At 56.4% G+C, this 22,440-nt stretch carries 22 protein-coding genes; 18 read left to right on the top strand and 4 right to left on the bottom strand.

The window, feature by feature from the left end; genetic code table 11:
• Positions 1 to 97: 97 nt before the first annotated feature.
• Entirely contained in the window at positions 98 to 193 is a 96-nt protein-coding gene (locus tag N0M98_RS08905) for a YjcZ family sporulation protein (protein WP_249861750.1), read from the bottom strand.
• Between the two features lie 172 nt (positions 194 to 365).
• Complete coding sequence (locus tag N0M98_RS08900; RefSeq protein WP_249866461.1) at positions 366 to 1,544, bottom strand: MFS transporter; 1,179 nt, start codon at positions 1,542 to 1,544, stop codon at positions 366 to 368.
• A 322-nt stretch (positions 1,545 to 1,866) separates the two neighbouring features.
• Between N0M98_RS08900 and N0M98_RS08895 the strand changes: the two genes are divergently transcribed.
• From N0M98_RS08895 to N0M98_RS08870, 6 genes are all read left to right on the top strand, one after another.
• A complete protein-coding gene (locus N0M98_RS08895) occupies positions 1,867 to 2,019 on the top strand; it encodes a hypothetical protein (RefSeq protein WP_249861751.1) in 153 nt (50 codons plus the stop codon).
• A gap of 73 nt (positions 2,020 to 2,092) precedes the next feature.
• The gene (locus tag N0M98_RS08890; protein WP_259617597.1) at positions 2,093 to 2,503 is read left to right on the top strand and encodes a hypothetical protein; all 411 of its coding nucleotides are present in this window, start codon (positions 2,093 to 2,095) and stop codon (positions 2,501 to 2,503) included.
• Positions 2,504 to 2,559: 56 nt separating this feature from the next.
• Positions 2,560 to 3,714, top strand: coding sequence for a transglutaminase domain-containing protein (locus tag N0M98_RS08885; RefSeq protein ID WP_259617596.1), 1,155 nt, complete (start codon positions 2,560 to 2,562; stop codon positions 3,712 to 3,714).
• Between the two features lie 210 nt (positions 3,715 to 3,924).
• Positions 3,925 to 4,638 (top strand): HAD-IA family hydrolase, encoded by a 714-nt coding sequence (locus N0M98_RS08880; RefSeq protein WP_259617595.1) that lies wholly within the window; start codon positions 3,925 to 3,927, stop codon positions 4,636 to 4,638.
• Between the two features lie 31 nt (positions 4,639 to 4,669).
• The gene (locus tag N0M98_RS08875; RefSeq protein WP_249861755.1) at positions 4,670 to 6,712 is read left to right on the top strand and encodes a peptidoglycan D,D-transpeptidase FtsI family protein; all 2,043 of its coding nucleotides are present in this window, start codon (positions 4,670 to 4,672) and stop codon (positions 6,710 to 6,712) included.
• Between the two features lie 197 nt (positions 6,713 to 6,909).
• Positions 6,910 to 7,449: a hemerythrin domain-containing protein gene (locus N0M98_RS08870; RefSeq protein WP_249861756.1), complete on the top strand. Its 540-nt coding sequence runs from the start codon at positions 6,910 to 6,912 to the stop codon at positions 7,447 to 7,449.
• Between the two features lie 86 nt (positions 7,450 to 7,535).
• Here the strand turns inward: N0M98_RS08870 and N0M98_RS08865 are convergent, their stop codons facing one another.
• Complete coding sequence (locus N0M98_RS08865; protein WP_259617594.1) at positions 7,536 to 8,768, bottom strand: aminopeptidase; 1,233 nt, start codon at positions 8,766 to 8,768, stop codon at positions 7,536 to 7,538.
• Between the two features lie 269 nt (positions 8,769 to 9,037).
• Here N0M98_RS08865 and N0M98_RS08860 point away from each other — a divergent pair, with 269 nt between their 5' ends.
• Genes N0M98_RS08860 through N0M98_RS08845 form a run of 4 tightly spaced genes read left to right on the top strand, consistent with a single transcriptional unit; the run spans position 9,038 to position 12,616 of the window.
• Complete coding sequence (locus tag N0M98_RS08860) at positions 9,038 to 9,955, top strand: metal ABC transporter solute-binding protein, Zn/Mn family (protein ID WP_259617593.1); 918 nt, start codon at positions 9,038 to 9,040, stop codon at positions 9,953 to 9,955.
• 29 nt (positions 9,956 to 9,984) lie between these two features.
• Positions 9,985 to 10,743 carry a metal ABC transporter ATP-binding protein gene (locus N0M98_RS08855; RefSeq protein ID WP_259617592.1) on the top strand — a complete coding sequence of 253 codons (759 nt, stop codon included), beginning with the start codon at positions 9,985 to 9,987 and terminating at the stop codon, positions 10,741 to 10,743.
• Between the two features lie 5 nt (positions 10,744 to 10,748).
• The gene (locus tag N0M98_RS08850; RefSeq protein WP_259617591.1) at positions 10,749 to 11,735 is read left to right on the top strand and encodes a metal ABC transporter permease; all 987 of its coding nucleotides are present in this window, start codon (positions 10,749 to 10,751) and stop codon (positions 11,733 to 11,735) included.
• Positions 11,732 to 12,616, top strand: a complete 885-nt coding sequence (locus N0M98_RS08845; RefSeq protein WP_249861761.1) for a metal ABC transporter permease — start codon at positions 11,732 to 11,734, stop codon at positions 12,614 to 12,616. Before N0M98_RS08850 ends, N0M98_RS08845 begins: the two co-directional genes overlap by 4 nt.
• A 293-nt stretch (positions 12,617 to 12,909) precedes the next feature.
• Here the strand turns inward: N0M98_RS08845 and N0M98_RS08840 are convergent, their stop codons facing one another.
• Positions 12,910 to 13,599 (bottom strand): Crp/Fnr family transcriptional regulator, encoded by a 690-nt coding sequence (locus N0M98_RS08840; protein ID WP_249861762.1) that lies wholly within the window; start codon positions 13,597 to 13,599, stop codon positions 12,910 to 12,912.
• Positions 13,600 to 13,676: 77 nt separating this feature from the next.
• On the opposite strand from N0M98_RS08840, the gene N0M98_RS08835 reads away from it, so the two are divergent.
• The 8 genes from N0M98_RS08835 (at position 13,677) to N0M98_RS08800 (ending at position 22,362) form a co-directional block, all read left to right on the top strand.
• On the top strand, positions 13,677 to 14,429 hold the full coding sequence (locus N0M98_RS08835) for an HAD-IIB family hydrolase (RefSeq protein ID WP_259617590.1): 753 nt from the start codon (positions 13,677 to 13,679) through the stop codon (positions 14,427 to 14,429).
• Positions 14,430 to 14,691: 262 nt separating this feature from the next.
• On the top strand, positions 14,692 to 16,569 hold the full coding sequence (asnB, locus tag N0M98_RS08830) for an asparagine synthase (glutamine-hydrolyzing) (protein WP_249861764.1): 1,878 nt from the start codon (positions 14,692 to 14,694) through the stop codon (positions 16,567 to 16,569).
• A gap of 13 nt (positions 16,570 to 16,582) precedes the next feature.
• On the top strand, positions 16,583 to 17,320 hold the full coding sequence (locus N0M98_RS08825; RefSeq protein WP_259617589.1) for a Cof-type HAD-IIB family hydrolase: 738 nt from the start codon (positions 16,583 to 16,585) through the stop codon (positions 17,318 to 17,320).
• Between the two features lie 37 nt (positions 17,321 to 17,357).
• Complete coding sequence (locus N0M98_RS08820; protein WP_259617588.1) at positions 17,358 to 17,843, top strand: DUF456 domain-containing protein; 486 nt, start codon at positions 17,358 to 17,360, stop codon at positions 17,841 to 17,843.
• A 101-nt stretch (positions 17,844 to 17,944) separates the two neighbouring features.
• Entirely contained in the window at positions 17,945 to 19,630 is a 1,686-nt protein-coding gene (locus N0M98_RS08815) for a putative polysaccharide biosynthesis protein (RefSeq protein ID WP_259617587.1), read from the top strand.
• Positions 19,631 to 20,376: 746 nt separating this feature from the next.
• A complete protein-coding gene (locus N0M98_RS08810; RefSeq protein ID WP_375295459.1) occupies positions 20,377 to 20,967 on the top strand; it encodes a GNAT family N-acetyltransferase in 591 nt (196 codons plus the stop codon).
• Positions 20,968 to 20,976: 9 nt separating this feature from the next.
• Positions 20,977 to 21,504, top strand: coding sequence for a GNAT family N-acetyltransferase (locus N0M98_RS08805; protein WP_259617585.1), 528 nt, complete (start codon positions 20,977 to 20,979; stop codon positions 21,502 to 21,504).
• 63 nt (positions 21,505 to 21,567) lie between these two features.
• Positions 21,568 to 22,362 (top strand): DeoR/GlpR family DNA-binding transcription regulator, encoded by a 795-nt coding sequence (locus N0M98_RS08800; RefSeq protein ID WP_375295462.1) that lies wholly within the window; start codon positions 21,568 to 21,570, stop codon positions 22,360 to 22,362.
• The last annotated feature ends 78 nt before the right edge of the window (positions 22,363 to 22,440 follow it).

The following is a 22,440-nucleotide window of genomic DNA, read 5'->3' as shown; positions in this document are numbered from 1 at the left end:
GTCCGTCTGTTTCGATCGGAAAAAGATAAATAATGTCCAATAAGCCGTCCGGCATGCCGGACGGCTTTGACTGCTTAATTCGAGAAGCGTATCTAAATTAATAAATAAAGCCGCGACTTACAATAACAAGCAGAATGAACAACACCAAAATGACTCCGGTAGAGGTCCAGATTCCAACGCCGTCAACTCCCATGGATATTCCGCTCCTTTCAACTTCAGTAATCATTTGACACTATCTATATTATGTGAAAGGAGCGGAGCGGCTTGTGTGTACACCCAGTCGCTATAAATTTGATAGTTACTTGTCTTGTGGGACACCTATCTGCATTTGCCGGCCGACGAAGAGCGTACGCGCTGTCCGCCGTTCAAGCGGGGGCCGGTTTGAAGAAGCTTCTTAGAGGAAGCGCGCAGAGCGCCAGCATTAAAGCTAGAAAAGCAATAAAATAAGGCGAAGTATGACTTCTCATATGTCCGGCAACAATGGGACCTATAAAAGCGCCGATCGAGTAGGCGATGGACAAGTACGAGAAAATGCGTCCGTACCGGTTGGAAGCCGTGACGCTGGCGAGCAAGGACGCTATCGACGGGAAGATAACCCCCTTGGTCATGCCGATCAGGAATAAGGCGACGTGAATCGGCACAGGCCAATGAACGGACATGCCGAAGAAGATGAGCGCAAGCGACAAGCTCCCCGATATCATCCGGACAAACGGCGAGACACGGTTAAGAAACAGCATGCTTAACGTCACGAGGGCGCCCAGGCTGACGAGGGAGAAGAGAATGCCCGACGTCATGATCGAGCCGGCGGCTTCCTTCATTAGAGGAAGCTCGAAGAAGAGGATGCCTTGCGAGCAGGATAGCGCGAGCGGAACCCCGAAGAACAGCCACGGAATGCCGCCGTAGGGCTGGCCCTCGGCTTCCGCATTCGCGCCGCTCCGGCCGGCGGCGGGAAGCCCGTGCGCGTCGGTGGGGAATACGGCTTGCGCCGCTTCCGTAACCTGCCGTTCTTTCACGCCGAATAAGGCGAGCACCCCGGTGACGATAAGAATCCAGCCCAGTACGGTGAACGATTGGACAAATCCCAGCTTGGCTACCAAATAAGCGCCCACCGCAGGGCTGAGCACGGAGGCCATCGTATGCACCAGCCCGTTGCCCGCCATCAGCTTGCTTTGCTGCACTTGATCCTTGGCGATTTTGGCCAACAGGGAGAGACAGGCGGGCGACAAGAAGGCGAGAACGAACCCGCTGATCGAGCGGATGATAAGCAGCTGCCACGGGTCGGAAACCCGGGATTGAATTAATAGTACGATACCTGCTACAATCAGGCTGAATACAATGAAACGCTTGCTGCCATACTTGTCGACGCCGTACCCGGCCAGTAAATTTCCGGGCAGATGAGTAATGGAATACACGCCCAGAATAAGACCGATGAACGAAGGGGCTGCGCCTAGCGAAATGGCGAACGGGGATAAGATCGGATACTGCGCATGAAGATCGAAAAAGGCTACGAACATGAACAAATAAAGCCAGATTGCGGTTTTCAACATCATCACCTCGCATTTCACGATTGTAGGAGCGTCCTTCGAAGCTCTGCGGCACCGGCGGGCCTGCCGCATCTTTCACCGGGTTTGGGCCGTTCCGCCTACAGTATGGCTTGGTTCTCTATCGAGCATCGGGCGGGGGCGCAGTTTTACGGGCGGACGCTTACAGTTCATTGGAACGTTTTTTGGTTTCCGAGACATTACTCCAGGGTTGCAAAGAGACGGCCTTATCATTACGTTTACGTGACAAGCCTTAGGGTTAGTACCATTATTTTGGAACTCTTTGTGACGGTTCTCGTACTACATTTCCGGGAGGGCGGCATTATTGGATTCATTTCTGATCATCGTATTGGCCGCCGTTGCGGCGGGCGTGCTGCTGCGCGTAAGATCCACCTATAAGAAGATCAAGCGGGCGGACAAGTCGGAGGAGATCCAGCGCAAACTGGCCGAGCTTAGAAGGCGCAGAGAAGAGGAGTAAACGGCGGCGCGTCAGAGCGTCGGGGTGCAAGAAGATTGAAAGGGGAGAGATGGATTTGGATGCGAATTTCATTATGACATTTTTACAAGAGCGATGGTTCGTCGTCGTGGCGGCGATCGTCGTATTGTTCATCGTCGTCAAAATTGTCAAGACATTAGTGAAATGGATTATCGTGCTGGCGGTTATCGCCGGGCTGTTCTTTTACGGAGCGAGCTACAAGGATAAGCTGATGGAGATCGGCACCGCGGTAACGGCGGAAGCGAAGGCTCAGGCGATCAAAACCATTTCCGGGGAAATGAAGGACGCGCAGTACAAGCAAAATCCGGACGGAACGTTCACCGTAACGACCAAAAGCTTGCGAATTGACGGAAATCCCGGAGCCAATGAAGTGAAGGTGACGTTCATGAATCAAACCTTTACGATGAAAATGGATGATGTCGTCAATGCGCTGATCGAACAAGCTAAGAAAAATACGAAGATATAAATAACGAAGCTTTCAGGGCTTTCGCAGCCTTGCGAAAAAAGAGAGAGGTGACAGGCATGGCTTCCTGGCTGAGTTCCATCGGCTCGTACAATTGGATCACGATCGCGCTGGCGGTCGTCGTGGCCGCGTCGGCCGTTCAAGGGGTGGTGCGCGGCGCGTCGGCGTCGGCCCGCCATTTGCTGCTAATGCTGGCCGAAGCGCTGGCGACCGTACTGGCGCTGCTGCTTGCCTGGAAGCTGGCCTCGTGGGCTTCGCCGCAGGTGCAAACATGGCTTGCCTCCCTGAAGCTGGACATCCCGGCGGAGGATCTCGGAGCGCTCAAGCAGCTCTACTACACGCTGATGACAAGCATGCGCGATTTCTCGCTGCTGCGCTACGGCATATTATTCGTGCTCGGCTATTGCCTGATCAAGCGTGTGCTTTACATCGCTATCGATCCGCTGATGGACAGCTGGATGTCCGGACCGCCGCGGCCTGGGGGCCGTCGGGGAGGATTCTCCCATATCGTCAGCAGTCTTGCCGGCGGCGTCATCGGCTGCGCTACGGGAATCGGGCGCTCTCTGGTTATTATCGCCGTCCTGTTTATTGCGGCCGCTTTGTTTCCGCAGACGCCCGCCGCCGATTATATTCAAGCCTCTGCTTTATACCAAAAAGGCGCAGGCACCGTCATCAAGCCGGTCACCGGCGATTTTTTCGAGAATCGGCTGCCCGTGTTCACCAAAGCGGTGGAGCAGGAATTCAGCAACATTTTGCAGCGCAAATACGAGGTGCTCGATGCGAAGATTCCGAACGACATTTCTGAAGCGGCCAAGGAAGTGACGGCCAAGGGCAAAACCGACGAGGAGAAGGCGCGCCTGCTGTACGACTGGGTCGGAACCCGCGTCCAGTACGATTGGGATAAAGTCGATCTCTACGAGCAGCAAAGAATCTGGAAGGAGCAAACGCCGGAGCAAACCTTTGCGACGCGCAAAGGGGTCTGTATCGATTATTCGCGTCTGTATGCGGTGATGGCGCGCTCCGTCGGGCTCGACGTCAAGGTCGTGACGGGACTCGGCTTCGACGGCAAAGGAAGCTACGGTCCCCATGCCTGGAATGAAGTTTATTTGAGCGATAAAGAGAAATGGGTTCCGCTTGATTCGACCTGGGTTTCCAGCGGAGGCAACTGGTTCAACCCGCCGAATTTCAACGAAACGCATATACGCGAGGTTTGAGCCATTGGGCAAATAACCGATGAGGCCGGACATCCAACCGCAAGGTTCCGGGATGGCTGGCTTTTTCCCTTTGGGCCGAATTATGTTACACTACAATATAATAGGGTGCTAGAGCCCGATTGCTGTCGAATTTGGGGAAATTTAGAAGAACGGTGGGTAACAGCGATCGGAAGACGTTTCCGCGTACCTAGGGGAGAAGGAGCCATTCTTATGATACCAAAACCATTACATGCGTATAAAGCCGTCTTTTTTGACGTAGGGGATACGCTGATGACGATACCGGCATCACAGACGATAATGCGGCAATATTTGGCCGATCGGTCGCTTCGGCGCGACGAAGAACGGGTGGGACGGCTGTTCACCGAAGCGTTCCGGCTCTTTTACTACGGCAGACAGGTCGATGCGTACGAGCCCTGCACGCCGGAGTCAGACCGCGCTTTCTGGATGAAGCTATACCGTTACATTCTGGAAAAGCTCGGCGTGCACGAGGAACGGTGGACCGACGAGCAAATCGACGACTGCTGCCGCGGCATGTACGAGCTGTTTACGGGACCTCAGCCGTACCGGCTTTTCGATGATGTGAAGGAAAGCGTGGAGGCGCTGAAGCAAAGAGGATTCCGGCTCGGCATTATTTCCAATTTTGCGCCGACGCTGACGGACATTCTCCGGCACCAGGGGATTCTGCATCATTTCGATCCGGTCATCGTATCCACGGAGGTTGGCCTGGAGAAGCCGGACCCGGCTATTTTTCATCTGGCGCTGGAGCGTTCGGGACTTGCCGCGTCGGATATTTTGTACGTCGGCGATCACGATACGAACGACATTTGGGCCCCTGCGCAGGCGGGGATCGACGCCGTTAAGATCAAACGTTACGATTATCATTCGGGAGCCGGGATTCATTCCCTGCTCGAGCTGCTCGCATGACTTTTCAAGGATTTAAAGGAGCTGTAGCAACATGAGAAAGTCCATGTCGACGGATGACCCGCAAAAGCACGAATCGAACAAGCGGCGTCATTACACCGTTCGAATCAATCTATTTTTCTTCTGCACGTTCGTTTTATTTTCCGTCCTGATCGTCCGGCTGGCGATTTTGCAGTTTGTCGAGGGCAAGCAGCTGAAGGCGGCAGAAGCCCAGACGACCAAACGGGATACGCCGATCGCGCCGATCCGCGGCAATATTTTCGACAGCAACGGTTACCCGCTGGCGTTTACGAATTCGACCCAGTCCTTATATTTCCGTATGGAATCCGATCAGAAGAAGGATGACGTTATCGCACTGGCAGGCAAGCTGGAAGCCTTGTTCAAGGAGTACGGCGATCCGGGCAAGCCGCAGATGACGGCGGCCGATATTATTAAATCGATGGACGTCGGATACGATCTGGACAAAAATTCGACGACCGCGCCAAGCTATTCGTTCGTTCCGCGGCGGATCAAATCCGGCTTGTCGGATAAGGAAATCGCTTATATCCTCGAGCACCGCGACGAGCTGAAATGGCTTGAGGTGATGGAGGAGAGCATCCGCACCTACGATCCGGATAAGATCGCCGTACAGCTTATCGGCTATATGCGGCCGTTTTCGCAGGCAAGGGAGCCGAAGAACGGGCTCGATTTTTATAAGAACAAGAGTACGACGGACGGCTATCTGGATACCGAGGACGTCGGCTATGACGGCATCGAGCTGATGTATCAGGATGAGCTGCGCGGGAAAAACGGCATGAAGACGTATCCGGTCAACGCCTCGCAAAAAATTATCGGCAAAGTGTCGATCGAAGCCCCGGAGAAAGGGAACAATCTGTTCCTGACGATCAACAAAGATATTCAGCAGGTGGCCGAGCAGGCGATTATCGATCAGCTTGCCTACGCCAAGTCGCCTGCGGCCCGCGCGTCCCATTACGGCTATGCGCCGAACGCGAAGGCGGGATATGCGGTGGCGATGGAGGTCGACACGGGAAGGGTCGTCACGATGGCGAGCATGCCGGACTACGATCCGAACGTGTGGAACGGCGGCATTTCCACGCAGGAGTACCAGCGCATCCAGCCGTTCATCAATAACGGCACGATTACGACGGCGTATCCGGACTATCCGGAGAACGAGCTGAAAAATCACCCGACCTCGATCGTGTACGTCGGTTCCATCATCAAGCCGCTGTCGGTGCTGATCGGCTTGAACGAAGGCTTGTTCGGCGTAGGGACGACCTATAACGATACCGGGGTGTTTACCTACGGTAAAGACAACAACGCCAAGCTGACGAACTCCGACCGGGCCGCGTACGGCCTGATCAATGCGGCGGACGCGATCTGGCATTCCTCCAACACGTTCATGTCGGCGATGATCGGCAATCCGCTGTATATGCGCAGCGGGCAGCAGGCCGTCGACATCTGGGAATCGTATTTGAACAAATTCGGTCTCGGCGTGCTGACGGGCAGCGGGCTGCCTCGGGAATCGGCGGGGATCAGCGAGTTCAAGACGAATACGAAGGAAACGCTGCAGTCCCGGATGGTATACGCCTCCTGGGGGCAGAACGAGAAATATACGACGCTGCAGATGGCGCAGTATGCGGCGACGCTTGCCAACCGCGGCAAGAAGCTGAAGCCGCTTTTGGTCGACAAGATCGAAACCTACGACTTCAAGCCGGTGAGCAAAGTGGAGCCTGAGGTGATGGAGGAAACCTCGTTCCCGGACGCTTACTGGGATGCCATCCAAAAAGGAATGCTAAAGGTTAACGTGCAGGGCTTCGAAGGCTTTCCGTACTCGGTAGCCCGCAAGACGGGAACCTCGACCCAATCGGTCGGCGGCAAAATGATCGACAACGCGGTCTTTATCGCCTATGTGCCCGCGGAGAAGCCGAAGCTGGCCGTAGCGGTCGTCGTGCCGGAAGGCGGCTTCGGAGCTTGGAACGCGGCGCCGATCGCGCGCAAAATATTCGACGCATACGACCAGTATTACGGGCTCGACGGCGTGCCGAAAGGCAAGAAGGCGGACACGGACACGCCGTAGCCGCAGCCGGCCGCGCCACGCAAAAAACTCTTTGGAAGACCGCTTTCTTGATGAACGCGGCCCGCCGAAGAGTTTTTTTGCATTCTCCGCCGATAAAAAAATAAGCGGCAATTGTGATAAGTCACACATACAACCAAGGGGTCCGGGAGTAATCTGTAAAGTATACATGTAAACAACATTCATTTGGAGGTGGAGCTATGAGTGGGCAATTTCAGCCTCGGGAGGAGTACACAAGCGCACATGTGACAGAGTTGTCGGAGCTCGTAGACCGTTTGAAGCGGGAGCACGGCGAACTGCTGCAGGTGCTTCGCGATATGGCGGAGCAATCGGTGCTGGCGGAGCGCGAGCGCGATCCGGTCAAAGCCAGAGGGACATTGCTGCATCTGAGGCTGTGGGCGATGGCTTTTCAGGAGGAGCTGGAGAGGCATTCCCATTGGGAGGAGAAGGAGCTGTATCCTTTTCTGAACCTGTATTTTCATAAGTATAAGCGGCCTTCCGTCGTACCTTCCTTATGGATGTTGGAGAAGGAGCACGAACGGGCTATGGATCATATGAATTCGTTCTTCCGGGCCGTTCACGCGCTCAAATCGGATTCGGATGCGCTGCCGGTGAAACGCGCGGCCGCGTACTTGACCCAGGCTTGCCGTATACTGACAGACCATCTGGAGAAGGAGGAGCAAATTATTTTTCCGCTGACCGACCAGGTGCTTACCGATGTCGATTTCCTGTTCTCCTAACGCCGGCAGACCGGCGAACGTTAAAGGGGCCTTTGAAGGCCCCTTTTTCCATGAAAATTCCGCTTGAAACGTCGGTTCGGGTCATATCAGAATGCCCAGCCGCCCTTTTGGAACACAGGTTCCTCGGCGCCGTCCGCCATCACCCCGTAAATGTCCATCTCCGCAGAACCGATCATAAAATCTACATGCGCAATGCTCGTGTTAAGCCCTCTGGACTTCAGCTCGTCTTGAGACAAGCCTTTGCCGCCTTCGAGGCAGAACGCATAAGCGCTTCCGATCGCCAAATGATTGGAGGCGTTCTCGTCGAACAGCGTGTTATAGTACAAAATATTCGATTCGGAAATCGGTGAGCGATGAGGAACAAGCGCCACCTCGCCAAGATAATGGGAGCCTTCGTCCATCTCGATCAGCCCGCGCAGCGTCTCCTCGCCCTGCTTGGCGGATACGTCCACGATGCGGCCGTTCTCGAAGGTCAACGTGAAGCCGTCGATGATGTTGCCTCCGTAGCTGAGCGGCTTGGTGCTGGATACTTTGCCGTTTACGCCGGTAGCGAGCGGGGCGGTGAACACCTCCTCGGTCGGCATGTTGGCGACGAACGCGTGCCCCTGCTCGTTAATGCTGTCCGCGGCGACCCAGATATGGCCTTCCGGAAGCTCGATGGTCAGATCGGTGCCGGGAGCGATGTAGTGCAGCTTCTTATATTTTTTGGCGTTCAAATAGGCGGATTTCTCGTTGAGCGTTTGGATGTGCTTCTCCCAGGCGGCTACCGGATCGTCCTGATCGACGCGCACGGTGGAGAGGATCGCTTCCCACAGCTTAGCGAGCTGTTCTTGCTCCGGCAAATTCGGGAACACCTTGGCCGCCCATGCCGGAGAAGGCGCCGCGACGACGCACCAGCTGAATTTATCCGACTGCATATACTGGCGGTATTTGGCCATCGCTTTGCCGTACGTTTTCTGATAATTGACGATCCGCTCCTGAGGCACGCCCTTCAGCAGATCCGGGTCGGACGAGACGACGCTGATGACAGCGAAGCCCTTCTCCGCCAGCTCCAGCATTTCGCCCGCATACCACTTGGGCTCTTCGAGGAAAGACTCGTCCGGAGCGAGGTCGTACCGCAAGCGGGAGACGGTATCGTCGGACCAGTTGACTTTGACCGTATAAGCGCCGGCTTCATAAGCCTTTTTGACAAGCAAACGGACCAGCTCGGCCGCGTCGAGCGCCGCGTTGATGACGAGCGTCTGCCCTTTTTGAATATTGACGCCGATGTTGACGATAATTTGCGCGTATTGATTTAACTGCTTATCGAAATTGCCCATCAGAGCCCTCCTATGGAAATGATTTTCTATTGTCTTTTTTATCTTAGCAAAAAGCGGCGCGAACTCCAAACGGTGCAGCCGAAAAAAAGTTGGCGAAAAAGAGTTGCACTAGAGAAACATTTTTGTATATAATATGCATAAGTTGTATTAAGGAAACAAATATTTAGAAAGGAAACAATTTGTCTATAGGTAAAAAGTTAAAAAATGGAATGGGAGTGAAGGAGATCGTGAAAAGCGGGAAGGTAATATCATCGTTTCGAAGATTGGTTATGACGTTTATATTTTTGGCGGTCGCTGTGGGGCTATCGGCTTGCGGGCAGCCGCAGCAAGGAGCTTCTCCGGCGAGCGAAGGCAAGATCAAGGTGACGGCGACGATCGGAATGATCTCGGACGTGGTGAGGCAGGTAGGCGGGGAGCATGTGGAAGTGACGGGACTGATGAAATCCGGAGTCGATCCGCATTTGTACAAAGCGTCCCAAGGGGATGTGAAGAAGCTGGAGCAGGCCCAAATCATTTTTTATAACGGCCTTCATCTGGAAGGGAAAATGGTGGAGATTTTCGAGAAGATGACGAAGGAAAAGCCGACGGTAGCGGTATCGCGCAATATTGCCGAGCAGCAATTAAGAGGCTGGGAGGGAGGCGAGGCGGCCCATGATCCGCATATTTGGTTCAATGTGCGGCACTGGATTTCGGCAACGGAGGTGATCCGCGAGGAGCTGACGAAGCTGGACCCCGCCCACGCCGACGACTATAAGAAGCATGCGGACGATTACACGAAGCAGCTGCAAGAGCTGGACGATTACGCGAGAAATCAGATCGCCTCGATACCGGAGCAGCAGCGGGTGCTCGTCACCGCGCATGACGCCTTCGGATACTTCGGAGATGCTTACGGCATTAAGGTGATGGGGCTGCAGGGCATCAGCACGGCTTCGGAATACGGGTCCAAAGACATTAGCGACCTGCGCGATTTTATGGTGGCCAACCAAATCAAGGCGGTATTCGTGGAATCGAGCGTGCCCAAGAAATCAATTGAAGCCGTGATCGAAGGAGCGAAGAAGCAGGGGCATGAAGTGAAGATCGGCGGCGAGCTGTTCTCCGATGCAATGGGGGAAGAAGGAACCCCGGAAGGAACGTATATCGGGATGGTTCGCCATAATGTCGACACGATCGTTAGCGCATTAAAATAAACCGTGCAAGCAAGGAGGAGAATAAACCGATGCAATCCCCTTTAAGCATTCGCAATTTGACCGTGGCTTATCAGAAAAAGCCGGTTTTAAGAGATATTTCGCTGGATATTCCGGAGGGCAATCTGATCGGCATCGTCGGGCCGAACGGGGCCGGCAAGTCGACGCTGATCAAGGCGGCTTTGGGGCTTATCCCGCGGGTTGCCGGCGAGGTGGCGCTGTACGGCAAGCCGTACCGCGAACAGCGCAAGCTCGTCGGCTATGTGCCGCAGCGCGAGTCCGTCGACTGGGATTTCCCGACCAGCGCGCTGGATGTAGTGATGATGGGACGCTACGGCCATCTGGGATGGTTCAGGCGCCCCGGCCTGACGGAGCGCGAGCTCGCGATGGAATGCCTGGAGAAGGTCGGCATGGCCGACTTCGCGGGCCGGCAGATCAGCCAGCTGTCCGGAGGCCAGCAGCAGCGAATATTCCTCGCCAGGGCGTTGGCGCAGGACGCCAAGCTGTATTTCATGGATGAGCCGTTCGTCGGGGTGGATGCGGCGACGGAGAAGGCGATCATCACGCTGCTTAACGAGCTGAAGAAGCAGGGCAAGACTGTGCTGGTCGTTCATCACGACCTTGCGACGGTGAAAGAATATTTCGACTGGGTCATCCTGCTCAACGTACGGCTGATGGCTATCGGGCCGACCGGACTTGTATTCACGAGAGAGCTGCTGCAGCAAACCTACGGCGGCAGGCTCGCGCTGCTGGATCGCGACGATGAAGCGGTCATCGCCGGCGGGAGGTGAAGGTCATGGCGAACATCAACTGGCTGGAATTGTTCCTCGATCCGAATACGCAGTGGATTTTGCTCGGCAGCATACTGCTGGGGTTAAGCAGCGGCGTGCTGGGCAGCTTCGCTTATTTGCGCAAGCAGAGCTTGATGGGCGACGCGCTCGCCCATGCGGCGCTGCCCGGCGTCTGCATCGCCTTCATGCTGACCGGCTCCAAGTCGATCCTGTTCTTCCTGATCGGAGCCGCCGTCTCGGGAATTATTGCGACGTTCGGCGTCGGCTTCGTGACGCGCAATTCCCGGATCAAGCAGGATTCGGCGCTCGGCATCGTGCTGTCCGTCTTTTTCGGCTTCGGGATCGTGCTGCTCACGCAAATTCAGCATGGCGGCAGCGGCAACCAAAGCGGGCTCGATAAGTTTCTGTTCGGCCAGGCCGCTTCGATGATTCATTCCGACGTTGTCGTGATGACGATCGTCGCCTTGGTTCTGGTGGCCGCCTGCGCCCTGCTGTTCAAGGAGTTCAAGCTGCTGAGCTTCGATTCGGGCTTTGCCAAAGGACTCGGCTATCCCGTCGCTTTCCTGGAGCAGCTGCTGATGTTTCTGATCGTCGTCGCGGTCGTCGTCGGCATTCAGGCCGTCGGCGTCGTGCTCATGTCGGCGCTGCTGATCACGCCGGCCGTCTCCGCCCGGTACTGGACGGAGCGCCTCGGTTTCATGGTCGCGCTGTCCGGCTTGTTCGGCGCGGTCAGCGGCTTCGCCGGGACGCTGGCGAGCACGACGGCGAATAACTTGCCGACCGGGCCGCTTAGCGTGCTGGCGGCCACGGCGCTGTTCGCCGTCTCCGTCGTTTGCGCGCCTCGGCGCGGGCTGCTCGCCAAGCTGCTGCTCCGGCTGTCCGTGCGCCGGGCGGTGCTGGACGAACGGGAGCCGGGGACGCCGCTGCGGCGCGGGCAGACCGCCGCTTCGCTGGCGGCCGAGACGCAGGCGCGGAAGGAGGGGCAGGCGTGAACGACTTCTGGATTATATTGACGGCGGCGCTGGTTGCTTGCTCCTGCAGCCTGCTCGGCTGCTTCCTCGTGCTGCGCAAGATGGCGATGATCGGCGACGCGATCAGCCATTCGGTGCTGCCCGGGATCGTCATCGCCTTCCTGCTCAGCGGGTCGCGCGATTCGCTCTTCATGATGCTGGGCGCTTCGGCGCTCGGGCTGATCACCGTCTTCCTGATCCAGCTGTTTCAGCAAAGCGGCGTGCAGTCGGACGCTTCCATCGGCGTCGTCTTCACCGCCCTGTTCTCGGTCGGCGTCGTGCTGGTCAGCATCTATACCCGCCAAGTCGACCTGGATCTGGACTGCGTACTGTACGGGGAAATTATCCGCGTTCCGTGGGATACGCTGACGTTCGGCGGCGTCGATATCGGGCCGAAGGCGGTGTGGGCGCTCGGGCTGGTGCTGCTGCTCAGCGCAGCGGTCATCGGCCTGTTCTACAAGCAGTTCAAGCTGTGCTCCTTCGATCCGGCGCTGGCGGCTGCGGTAGGCATTCCGGTCGTTCTGTTTCATTACGTGCTGATGGGGCTCGTATCGGTGACTACGGTAGCTTCCTTCGAAAGCGTCGGCGCGATTCTGGTCGTCGGCATGCTCGTCGTTCCGGCCGCCACCGCGTATTTGCTGACGGAACGGCTCGGGTCCATGATCGGCTGCAGCATGGCGGTCGGCATCGTCAGCGCAGTTGCGGGTTATTACGCGTCGATGCTGCTCGACGCCTCCATCGCAGGCTGCATGATCAGCATCGCCGGGGTGCTGTTCGTGCTCGCGCTGCTGTTCTCCCCGACTCACGGCGTGCTCTGGCGCAAGCTGAGGCAGCGGCGCAGCCTGTCGGGGAAGACGGCTTGATCGGTGCGGCGGCCGATGCAGATCGGGCAACGCCATACCGCACTGCGCGCGGTAGCTGAATTTCGTTCGGCGTCCGGTTTCATGCGGCGGCAGAACGCGACCTGCCATATACGGCGGCAGCCCCTGAAGAGGGTTCTCTTTCAGGGGCTGTCTCTGTGTGCTGCGGCTTGGCTCTTTTAATATAGCCGGTGGACCGAATAGGTCTCGCGCAACGGCGCATCATGGCATGAACTTATCGAATCGGGCGCGGGAGGCTCATCTACGCGGATCATTTTTATCTGCAATCATCCGCTTTAATCGTAACGCAAGCCGTTCGAGATCGTATCCAATTGCTCCCAATCGAGCACCTCGAAGCTTTTGCGGGCTTTTTGCAGTATTCCCAGCGCATGCAGCTTATGAATCACGCGGTTCAGATGCCTTGGCGTGGTGCCGATCACCGAGGCGATTTCCGGAATATGCGGCGTCTGGATTTCCTTGCCGAACTCGTTCGGAAAACGGGTGGTCAAAAGATAAATCGCCAGCCGTTCCTCGACGGAAGCCAGCAGGTTGATTCGCGATGCCGTTGTACAAGTCTGAAGCTTGTAGGCCAAGTGCTTTAGCAGCTCGTTTAAAAATCGGTGCTCGCGCATCAACTTTCGCTCCACCGTCCGTTTGTCGATATAGAGAAAGCGGGAGGCTTCCACGGCTTCGACCCTGGATTGTACGGCTACTTTCTGAATAAGCTCAATATCGCCGAAGATGGAGAGCGGACGGCAAAACCGCAGCAGCAGCGATTTTCCCGTTTCCACGCTTGATGAAACCTTGGTCAGCCCCTCAACCTGAAAATATAAACCGTCCAGCTCGTCGCCCTCAGCGAGAACGGATTCGCCGCGCTCGTATTCGCGAAGCTGAATCGTTACAGAAGGAGGATCAATGAAAATTTGGCTTAAATCAAACTTGGACATATAGGGCTGCAGCTTGTGATGCTCGGTGTAAACCTTCACCAAATTCACCTCTTTTGGACATCGGTCCTTTTCATTATATATGAACTTGATATGATTGAAAAAAAGGGGGAAATGAGATGAAATTCGTTTTCGATTTGGATGGAACGATTTGTTTTCGGGGCAAGCCGTTAAGCGAGAATATGGTGCATGCGTTGGACGAGCTCGTGAACGAGGGGCATGAAATCATCTTTGCTTCGGCCAGACCGATCCGCGATCTGCTGCCAGTTTTGCCTGCCCATATGCGCCGGTTTCCGATGGTGGGGGGAAACGGCGGGTTCGTTTACCGCGAGGGGCGTCAAGTTTGCGTTTATCGGCTGGAACCGTCCGTAGCGCAGCCGATTATGAGTTTATTACAGCAGTTCGAAGCGGATTATTTAATTGACGGGTTCTGGGACTACTGCTATTCCGGCGATCCGCAGCACCCGATTCGAAGCAATCTCGACCCGGAAGGCAGCGCCCGCAACGTCCCGATAGAGGAATTGGGGGATATTGTAAAAGTAGTTGTATTGCGCAGCCGAAACCATCGGCAGTTGCTTGGGGAGCTGGAGAAGCTGCCGGTGATGATGTATATGCACGGAACGGAAAATATCATTGATCTCAGTCCGGCGGGAATCGATAAATGGACAGGCTTGCAGGCGCTTGGCCTTAGTCCCCGTACGTTCATTGCATTCGGAAACGATGCGAACGATGTTCCCATGTTCAGGGTTGCAAGCCGTTCGGTTTGCGTCGGAGAGCATGCGGAGCTTAGGAGAATGGCAACGGAGAGTGTGGCCGGCGATGAGGAAGCGGTTATCCGGAAAATCGGCGAGATGGCGTCTTTGCCAAGTTAATTCAAGGCGGAATCGAGCAGGGTAACAATGTGAGAAGCCTTCACGCAAGCGCGAGATGTTTCAAAGTCCGACAGCCGCATCAGCGTCGGGAACCGATCTGGCCGTAACCTTCGGGTTGCGGCTTTTTTGATCCGTTTCGGTAAAAAATCCCAATTCCCCGGTCATACCATTCTATTTCCTGAATCCGCCGCGAATATGGTATACTAGACTATCGAATGATTTAACCGTTGCTGTAAGGGACGTTTGAGGAGGAAGCAATACGATGTGCGGGATTACCGGAGCAATGTATTTTGAAGATAGAGAGCCGTCGCAGGCGATGCTGAAGGCGATGACGGATGTCATCATCCATCGGGGGCCGAACGACGTCGGATTCTGGTCGGAGAACCGGATCGGCCTCGGATTCCGCAGGCTGTCCATCATCGATATTCAGGAAGGGCATCAGCCTATGTCCAATGAGGACGATACCGTGTGGATCGTGTTCAACGGAGAAATTTACAACTACAAATATTTGCGCAGCACGCTGCAGGAGAGAGGCCATCAGTTCAAAACTCACTCCGATACCGAGGTCATCGTCCATATGTACGAGGAATACGGCGAGGATTGCGTCAAGCAGCTGCGCGGAATGTTCGGGTTCGTCATTTGGGATCGCCGCAAGAAGCTGCTGTTCGGCGCGCGCGACCAGTTCGGGATCAAGCCGTTCTATTATTTTAAGGACCGCAAACGGTTTTTGTTCGGATCGGAAATTAAGAGCCTGCTGGCCGCCGACGGAATGGACCGCACGATACATACGGAAAGCCTGCTGAACTACTTGACGTTTCAGTACGTGCCTGAACCGGATACGATGTTCCGGGGGATTCACAAGCTGCCGCCGGGCCACTCGGTAACGGTATCCTACGACGGCGATATGACGATTCGCAGGTATTGGGACCCGATGTTCGAGCCGGAGGAGCGTCCGTTCGAAGACTATGTCGAGCAGATTCGCGAAGGGTTGAAGGACTCGGTCATCCATCATATGCAGAGCGACGTGGAGCGGGGCTGTTTCCTGTCGAGCGGGATCGATTCCACGGCCATCGCCGCCCATATGCGTTCGATCGAGCCGATCCGCACGTTCTCCGTCGGATTCGAAGGCCCGAACAACGAGACCGAGATCGCCCGCCAGACGGCGTCGGCGCTCGATACGGAGCATTCTGCCCGGATTATCACGCAGAACGATTTCTTCGCCGCGCTGCCGAAGGCGGTATGGCATCAGGACGAGCCTGTAGCCGACCCGTCGGCCATCGCGCTCTATCATGTCGCCCAGCTCGCCCGCGAGCAGGTGACGGTGGTGCTCTCCGGCGAGGGCGCCGACGAGCTGTTCGGCGGCTATCGCATTTACCGCGAGCCGCTGGCGCTGCAGCCGATCGAACGGCTGCCCCACGCGCTGAAGCGGCTGATGCATGCGGTGGCGCGCCTTATGCCCGCCGGTCTGAAGGGCAGGAACTACGTGCTGCGCGGAACGACCCCGCTGGAGGAGCGGTTTATCGGCAACGCCAAAATTTTCAGCGAGGACATGAAAGCGGAATTGGTCCGCATCGACAAAGAGATGCTGAGCAGCTACAAAAATCCGCTGCAAATCGCCAAGCAATTTTACGATAAGACCCGTCATCTCGACCCTGTCACGCGGATGCAGTACATCGATATGAATCTGTGGCTGCCCGGCGACATTCTAATGAAGGCGGACAAAATGACGATGGCGCATTCCCTGGAGCTGCGCGTACCGTTTCTCGATGTGGAGCTGTACGAGATCGCCCGGAAAATTCCGGCGCGTTACCGGATCGCCGAAGGGACGACCAAGTATATTTTCCGCAAAGCGATGGAGGGGCTCATTCCCGACTTCATCCTGAATCGGCCGAAGCTCGGCTTCCCGGTTCCTGTGCGCGATTGGGTGAAAGGGAACCAGGGCAAGGTGATGATGGAGCAGATCGCCGCCAGCGGCATCGAGGACTACATCAATTTGGACACGGTCCGTCAAATGCTGGCGAGGCATCAAAACGGTCAAGGCGATTACGCCCGCAGACTGTGGACCGTGTACATGTTCGCACTATGGCATGTAACCTATATGGAAGAGCTGCCGAGGCCGTCGCTGGCGCAAGCTCTCTAGGAGGAGGAACGGCATGGCGAATTACAAGCTGATCGCTTTGGATATGGACGGAACTTTTTTGACGGAGGATAAAACAATATCGGCCGAGAACCGCAAAGCCGTGGAAGCGGCGGCCGCCGCCGGAGTGACGGTGATGTTCTCCACGGGCCGGGGCATTCAAAACGTGCTTCCTTACGTAGAGGAGCTGGGTCTTAAGTCTCCGATCGTATCGGTTAACGGCAGCGAGGTATGGACGGCTCCGGGACAGCTGCACAGCAGGACGTTCGTGGAGCCGGATCTGGTGGAGAAGATGCTGTCGCTGGCGCTGGAGTATGATACTTGGTATTGGGCTTATGCCGTCAGCGGCATTTACAATAAGGAAAAGTGGGTTCCGAAGATCGACTCGGAGCAGTGGCTCAAATTCGGTTATTACTACGAAGATGAGGCCAGTCTGCGCGCGATTCGCGAGCAGCTTATATCTTGGGATATGCTGGAAGTTACCAACTCTCATCCGTGCAATATCGAGCTGAATCCGAAAGGGGTCAGCAAAGCGAGCGGATTGAAGCAAGTATGCGAGCTGCTCGGCATCGAGATGTCCCAGGTCATCGCTATGGGCGATAGCTTGAACGACGTGACGATGATCCGCGAAGCCGGTCTCGGCGTCGCTATGGGCAATGCCCAGGATGAGGTCAAGGAATTGGCGGATGTCGTCACGGCGACGAACGAGGAGCATGGCGTGGCCAAAATCATCGAGCAATACGTATTGCGCTGATAGGCGGGATACGAGTGAATAAGCGGGGTGGCGTCTTATGGTTATAGCCGCATGGATCATTGTCGTCGCTTTGTTCGCCGTCGGGATGGCCGGCGCCGTCTATCCGGTGCTGCCCGGGGCGCTGGCGATTTACGCGGCCTTCTTCGTCTACGGCTGGATGGTCGATTGGGAGCCGTTCGGCTTCTGGTTTTGGCTGATCCAGACGACGATCGTCATCGTGCTGATGGTCGCCGATTATTTGGTCAGCGCGCTCGGCGTGAAAAAATTCGGAGGCACCCGGGCGTCGGTCATCGGGAGCACGGTCGGCCTTCTGCTCGGCCCGTTCGTCATTCCTGTCGCGGGGCTGCTGATCGGTCCGTTTCTTGGCGCGGTCATCGGGGAGATGATCGTCGGAACGGAGTGGAGACAGGCCGTGCGGGCGGGAGTCGGAGCGTTGGTCGGCTTCTTCTCGGGCCTCGTCGTCAAAGTGATTTTACAGCTTCTGATGATTGTTTTGTTTATCATTTGGGTGATGCGGTTTTAGCGGCTCCGGATTCTATGTTTCAAGAAGGGGAGCCGCGGCGCGATGGCGCGAGCCGTGCGCCGCGGTGCATTCCGTCAGTTCTTTAATCGGGAAGAGGGAACGTGTTGGCTAAGGATTCGCTGGTAAAAGGTACGCTGATTTTGACGTTGGCGGCGCTCGTTGCACGGGCTTTAGGCGTCGTGCAGCGGATTCCGCTTGTTTTTCTGCTCGGCGAGATCGGCATGGCCGCCTACGGTATCGCCTTCAATTTGTACTCGATGCTGCTGGTCGTAGCGACGGCGGGCATTCCGAGCGCGCTGAGCAAAATGATCTCCGAGCGGACTGCGCTCGGGCTTCATGCGGAGGCGAGCCGCATCTATAAGGCGGCGCTGCTGTTCGCCGCGGGAGCGGGCGTCGTCATGACGCTGTTCCTGTATATCGTTGCGCCGTATTATGCGGACAGCATTATTAATCCGCAGGCGACGCTGCCGATTCGCGCGCTGGCGCCAGCGCTGCTCTTATTCCCGCTCATTGCGATTATGCGCGGTTACTTCCAGGGGCGGCGGATGATGATGCCGAACGGCTTGTCGCAAATTATCGAGCAAATTTTCCGCGTCGTCACCTCGGTCGTTCTCGCCTACGCGCTGCTCGGCCACAGCATGGAATGGGCCGTCGCCGGAGCGTCCTTCGGCGGAGTTATCGGCAGCGTCGCGGCCGCCGCGGTGATGGCTTATTATGCGCTGAAGCTGCGCCGGTCGGATAGGGCGGAACTGGCCTCCGGGGCGGCTTCGGCCGCCGATAACGGCCGGGAGGGCGCGTCGCACAGCACGCTGCCGTTCAAAAAAATTTACGGGCAGCTGTTTCAAATTTCGATTCCGATCGTTATTTTCTCCATGACCGTGACGCTGATCTATACGATCGACTCTTCGATTGTGACGCTGCTGCTGAAGGATCAGGTCGGAGAGGAGAGCGCGAGGGAAATTCTCGGCATTCTGGTCGGCCGCGCCCAGTCGCTCGCCGGCATTCCGATCATTTTGGCCGTGGCGCTCAGCCAATCGGTCGTTCCGATCATTTCGTCCGCGTATTCGCAAAAGGATATGCAGCAGGTGTCCGATCAAACCGGCAAAGTGCTGCAGCTCTCGATCTTGTCCGGCCTGCCGATGGTGCTGCTCATCTGCCTCGCCGCCGGGCCGATCAACAGCTTCATCTTCGGCAATCCGAAGGGATCGGCGATCGTTGACGCTTACGCCGCGCCGATTATTATTGTGCTGACAGTCAGCGCGATCTTCCAGATTGTCATGCAAACCTCAGGCGCGGTATTGATGGGCATGGGCAAGATGCGCGCCCTGGTGCTGCATGTCGTGGCAGGCATCGCCGCGAAGCTGATCGCCAGCTTTGCGCTGGCGCCGTGGCTCGGCATTTACGGCATTATTGCCGCCACCTGCCTCTGCTTCATCGTCATGACCTGGTTGAACCTGCGGGTGCTGCGTTTGGAAGTGAGCTTCCGCGTGCTGAGCCGCCGCCGCTGGCTCGGCCTGACGGCGACGACGGTCGTGATCGTCATCGTCGGAGCGGCACTCGACGCGCTCGCGCAAGCCTATGCGACGCCGTTCGGCGCGGCGCGCTGGGACGCATTCCTGCAGACGGTAATCGTCTGCGCGGTCGTCGGTGCCGCTTACCCGCTGCTGCTGTTTGCTACCCGTACCGTCGGCTTGTCCGATTCGCGGCATATGCCGCGGCCGCTTCAGCGGATCATCGGCAAAGTAGCCCCGCGCTTGCTGAAAGGCAAAGAAACCGGGAACGACTAGAACCGCGGGTCAACCGTATATATAGTTTACGAACGTACCGCCGTTATGAACCGAGGGCCGCAGGCTGACTCGGAGCATAGCGGCGTTTTTTCGTTTTGCCGGAAGCCCGATGGAGAAGCGAACGAAGCGGCGATAGCAGTGCTTTCGCCTGCGCCGCAGAGCGTTTTTGATCATGCTCTTAAGAATCCGTCCTATGGAGGTGCTTCTGTGCATAGCGAACGAATAATGACTGCCTATTTTGCCGCTAATGCCGCTTCGTTATTGTCATTTTGCATCTATATACTTTCTGCGTGGTCTATGGGGCCATTTGAATCTGGAAAAGCGTTAGCGGTCGCCTTTGTCCCCGATTTCAGCAGCGATCGGAAGCAACGGACACAGCGGCCGTTATATAAACCATATCGTCCGCTTTGGAATTCTAACGGACACAGCTGCAGCTATTTGTTGGCAAAGCCGCCTTAGAAAGCCATTCGGAGCTATATAAGCGCGCTGCTGACCGTTACGTTTCCAAAATGTCTGTTTTTGACGAATTTAGCTCCCTGGTGTCCGTTAGACTTAGAAACGATTCGACGCTCGGTTCCGAAGGCTGCGCCTCCTGCAGCTCCCTCCCAGGCCGTTCGAGCGATTACACGTTCCTTAGAAAAATGCTGGGAGGAGCAGTCCTGCTTCTATTCATTGATCTTGAAAAAAAGGCGCCCTCTATGGTATGTTGATTGGAAACTATTTTCTGGGAAACGGGGAGGATGGGTATGGCTGTCAATCCGCTTATGCTGGACTTGCCGGAAAGCTTCGAAAGCCGCCGTTTGTTAATACGCGCACCGCTGTGGGGAGATGGGGCCAAGGTGAATGAGGCCGTAGCCGAGAGCATCGATCGATTGCAGCTGTGGATGCCGTGGGCCCAGGCGCTTCCTGCCGTGGAAGAATCGGAAGCCGATATACGGCGGGCCCGGATTCAGTTTCTGGAACGCAAAGATATGAGGCTTCAGCTCTTATCCAAGGAAACCGGCATGCTCGTCGGCTGCAGCGGCCTTCACAGGATCGACTGGGACTCGCGAAAGTTCGAGATCGGCTATTGGGTGCGCACATCCTGTGAAGGACAAGGGTTTATAACCGAAGCGGCGGAGGCGATTACGAATTTCGCCGTTCGAGAGCTGCAGGCGAGCCGCGTGGAAATCCGCTGCGACTCACGCAATACGCGAAGCGCGCGAGTGGCCGAGCGGCTGGGCTTTACGCTGGAAGGCATTCTCCGTAACGACGCGCGTGCCGTGGACGGCTCGTTAAGGGATACGATGGTTTTTGCGAAGGTCCGGGGCGTGGAGTTTTCACCGGAAGGAGATTGAATACGAAATATGACTATCATTTTGCAAACGGATAGACTTCTCCTGCGGGAGTATGAGGAGGGCGATCAGGAGGAGGCGTATCGGCTGCTGTCGGACCCGGTCACGATGAGCTTTTGGCCGCAGCCGCTGGATCGGGAGCAGGCGGCCGGATGGGTGCGAAGAAGTATGGACAGCTGCCGGGAGAACGGCTTCGGCCGGTGGCTGGTCGTCGATAAGTCGACGGGCGGAAGCGTCGGCGATTGCGGCCTGATGCGGGCATCGATCGGCGGACGCGAAGAGATCGACCTCGGTTATATTATTCATCATCCGCACTGGCGCCGAGGATACGGCTTCGAGGCGGCGTCAGCCTGCATGGAGTACGGATTTGCCCGTCTCGGATTGGAGAGAATATGCGCCAATATGCCGGTGGAGCATACGGCTTCGAGCAGGGTCGCCGAGAAGCTGGGCATGATCAAGGAGAAGGAGTTCTCGAACCCGAGAAATCGCGGCATCATGACCTGCCTGTATGCCAAAAGCCGTTCGGCGGCCGAGGGTTGAATTTCTTCGCGGCTTCGCTCTATACTAAAGGGGCAGTTTTGTCACTATGATACGGTAACGGTGGTGTTCGCATTGTCGCTTTTAGCCCAGGAACGAAAAGAATTGATTTTGCAGGCATTGTTTCGCGACGGCAAGGTGAAGGTGATTCCGATGGCCGAGCAGCTCGGCGTTTCCACGGAAACGATCCGCCGCGATCTCGATGCGCTGGAAGCGGAAGGCAAGCTGCAGCGCGTATACGGCGGGGCGGTCCGCTCCGGCCATGAGCATGGCGAGCCGCCCTTTCAGCAGCGTACCCAGCTGTTTGTCGACGCCAAGCGGAAGATCGGACGGCGCGCGGCCGAGCTGATCGAGGATGGCGATACGATCGCGCTCGATGTCGGTACGACGATGATGGAGCTTGCCGCATCGATTCAAGGCAAGCGTAACTTGACGATTCTTACCAATTCGCTGCCGGTCGCCTCGCATTTATCCGAGGCATTGAACAGCCAGCGATTTACCGGGAAGGTATTCGTGCTCGGCGGACAGCTGCATGCGGAGCAGCAGTCATTGACAGGACCGCTGTGCGAGCAGATGCTCGGTCAGTTTTTTGTAAACAAGGCGTTCTTATCCGTCGGAGGGTTGTCTTTAACGGGCGGCGTAACCGATTATGATTTGAACGAAACGGCCGTTTCAAGACAATTTGCTCATGCGGCCAGGGAAGTGATCGTACTTGCCGACCAGTCCAAAATCGGCGTTCAGGCGTTTGCCCGGATCATACCGTTGGAAGAAGCGGATATCGTCATTTCCGATCAGGCATGCCCGAAGGATTGGGCAGGAACGCTGGAGCAGCACGGCGTATTATGGATAGCAAGCCAGTAAAGGCCCGGGGGAAGCGTGAACTTCATGCTTCCTAGCCGGGCCTTTTCTCTGCTTGGCGACCGTGTTGATCTTTTTTCT

The organism is Paenibacillus doosanensis (assembly GCF_025060755.1).
Lineage (GTDB): Bacteria > Bacillota > Bacilli > Paenibacillales > NBRC-103111 > Paenibacillus_S > Paenibacillus_S doosanensis.
The sequence above is the reverse complement of the archived record's forward strand: the minus strand, read 5'-3'. Positions and strand labels throughout refer to the sequence as shown.

Bases quoted from the DNA above. Each gene is read 5' to 3' on its own strand.
- N0M98_RS08855 (WP_259617592.1), top strand. From the start codon at position 9,985: ATGCAATCCCCTTTAAGCATTCGCAATTTGACCGTGGCTTATCAGAAA.
- N0M98_RS08880 (WP_259617595.1), top strand. From the start codon at position 3,925: ATGATACCAAAACCATTACATGCGTATAAAGCCGTCTTTTTTGACGTA.
- N0M98_RS08905 (WP_249861750.1), bottom strand. From the start codon at position 193: ATGGGAGTTGACGGCGTTGGAATCTGGACCTCTACCGGAGTCATTTTG.
- N0M98_RS08890 (WP_259617597.1), top strand. From the start codon at position 2,093: ATGACATTTTTACAAGAGCGATGGTTCGTCGTCGTGGCGGCGATCGTC.
- N0M98_RS08865 (WP_259617594.1), bottom strand. From the start codon at position 8,768: ATGGGCAATTTCGATAAGCAGTTAAATCAATACGCGCAAATTATCGTC.
- N0M98_RS08810 (WP_375295459.1), top strand. From the start codon at position 20,377: ATGGCTGTCAATCCGCTTATGCTGGACTTGCCGGAAAGCTTCGAAAGC.
- N0M98_RS08835 (WP_259617590.1), top strand. From the start codon at position 13,677: ATGAAATTCGTTTTCGATTTGGATGGAACGATTTGTTTTCGGGGCAAG.
- asnB (WP_249861764.1), top strand. From the start codon at position 14,692: ATGTGCGGGATTACCGGAGCAATGTATTTTGAAGATAGAGAGCCGTCG.
- N0M98_RS08825 (WP_259617589.1), top strand. From the start codon at position 16,583: ATGGCGAATTACAAGCTGATCGCTTTGGATATGGACGGAACTTTTTTG.
- N0M98_RS08805 (WP_259617585.1), top strand. From the start codon at position 20,977: ATGACTATCATTTTGCAAACGGATAGACTTCTCCTGCGGGAGTATGAG.
- N0M98_RS08860 (WP_259617593.1), top strand. From the start codon at position 9,038: ATGACGTTTATATTTTTGGCGGTCGCTGTGGGGCTATCGGCTTGCGGG.
- N0M98_RS08875 (WP_249861755.1), top strand. From the start codon at position 4,670: ATGAGAAAGTCCATGTCGACGGATGACCCGCAAAAGCACGAATCGAAC.
- N0M98_RS08885 (WP_259617596.1), top strand. From the start codon at position 2,560: ATGGCTTCCTGGCTGAGTTCCATCGGCTCGTACAATTGGATCACGATC.
- N0M98_RS08870 (WP_249861756.1), top strand. From the start codon at position 6,910: ATGAGTGGGCAATTTCAGCCTCGGGAGGAGTACACAAGCGCACATGTG.
- N0M98_RS08820 (WP_259617588.1), top strand. From the start codon at position 17,358: ATGGTTATAGCCGCATGGATCATTGTCGTCGCTTTGTTCGCCGTCGGG.
- N0M98_RS08850 (WP_259617591.1), top strand. From the start codon at position 10,749: ATGGCGAACATCAACTGGCTGGAATTGTTCCTCGATCCGAATACGCAG.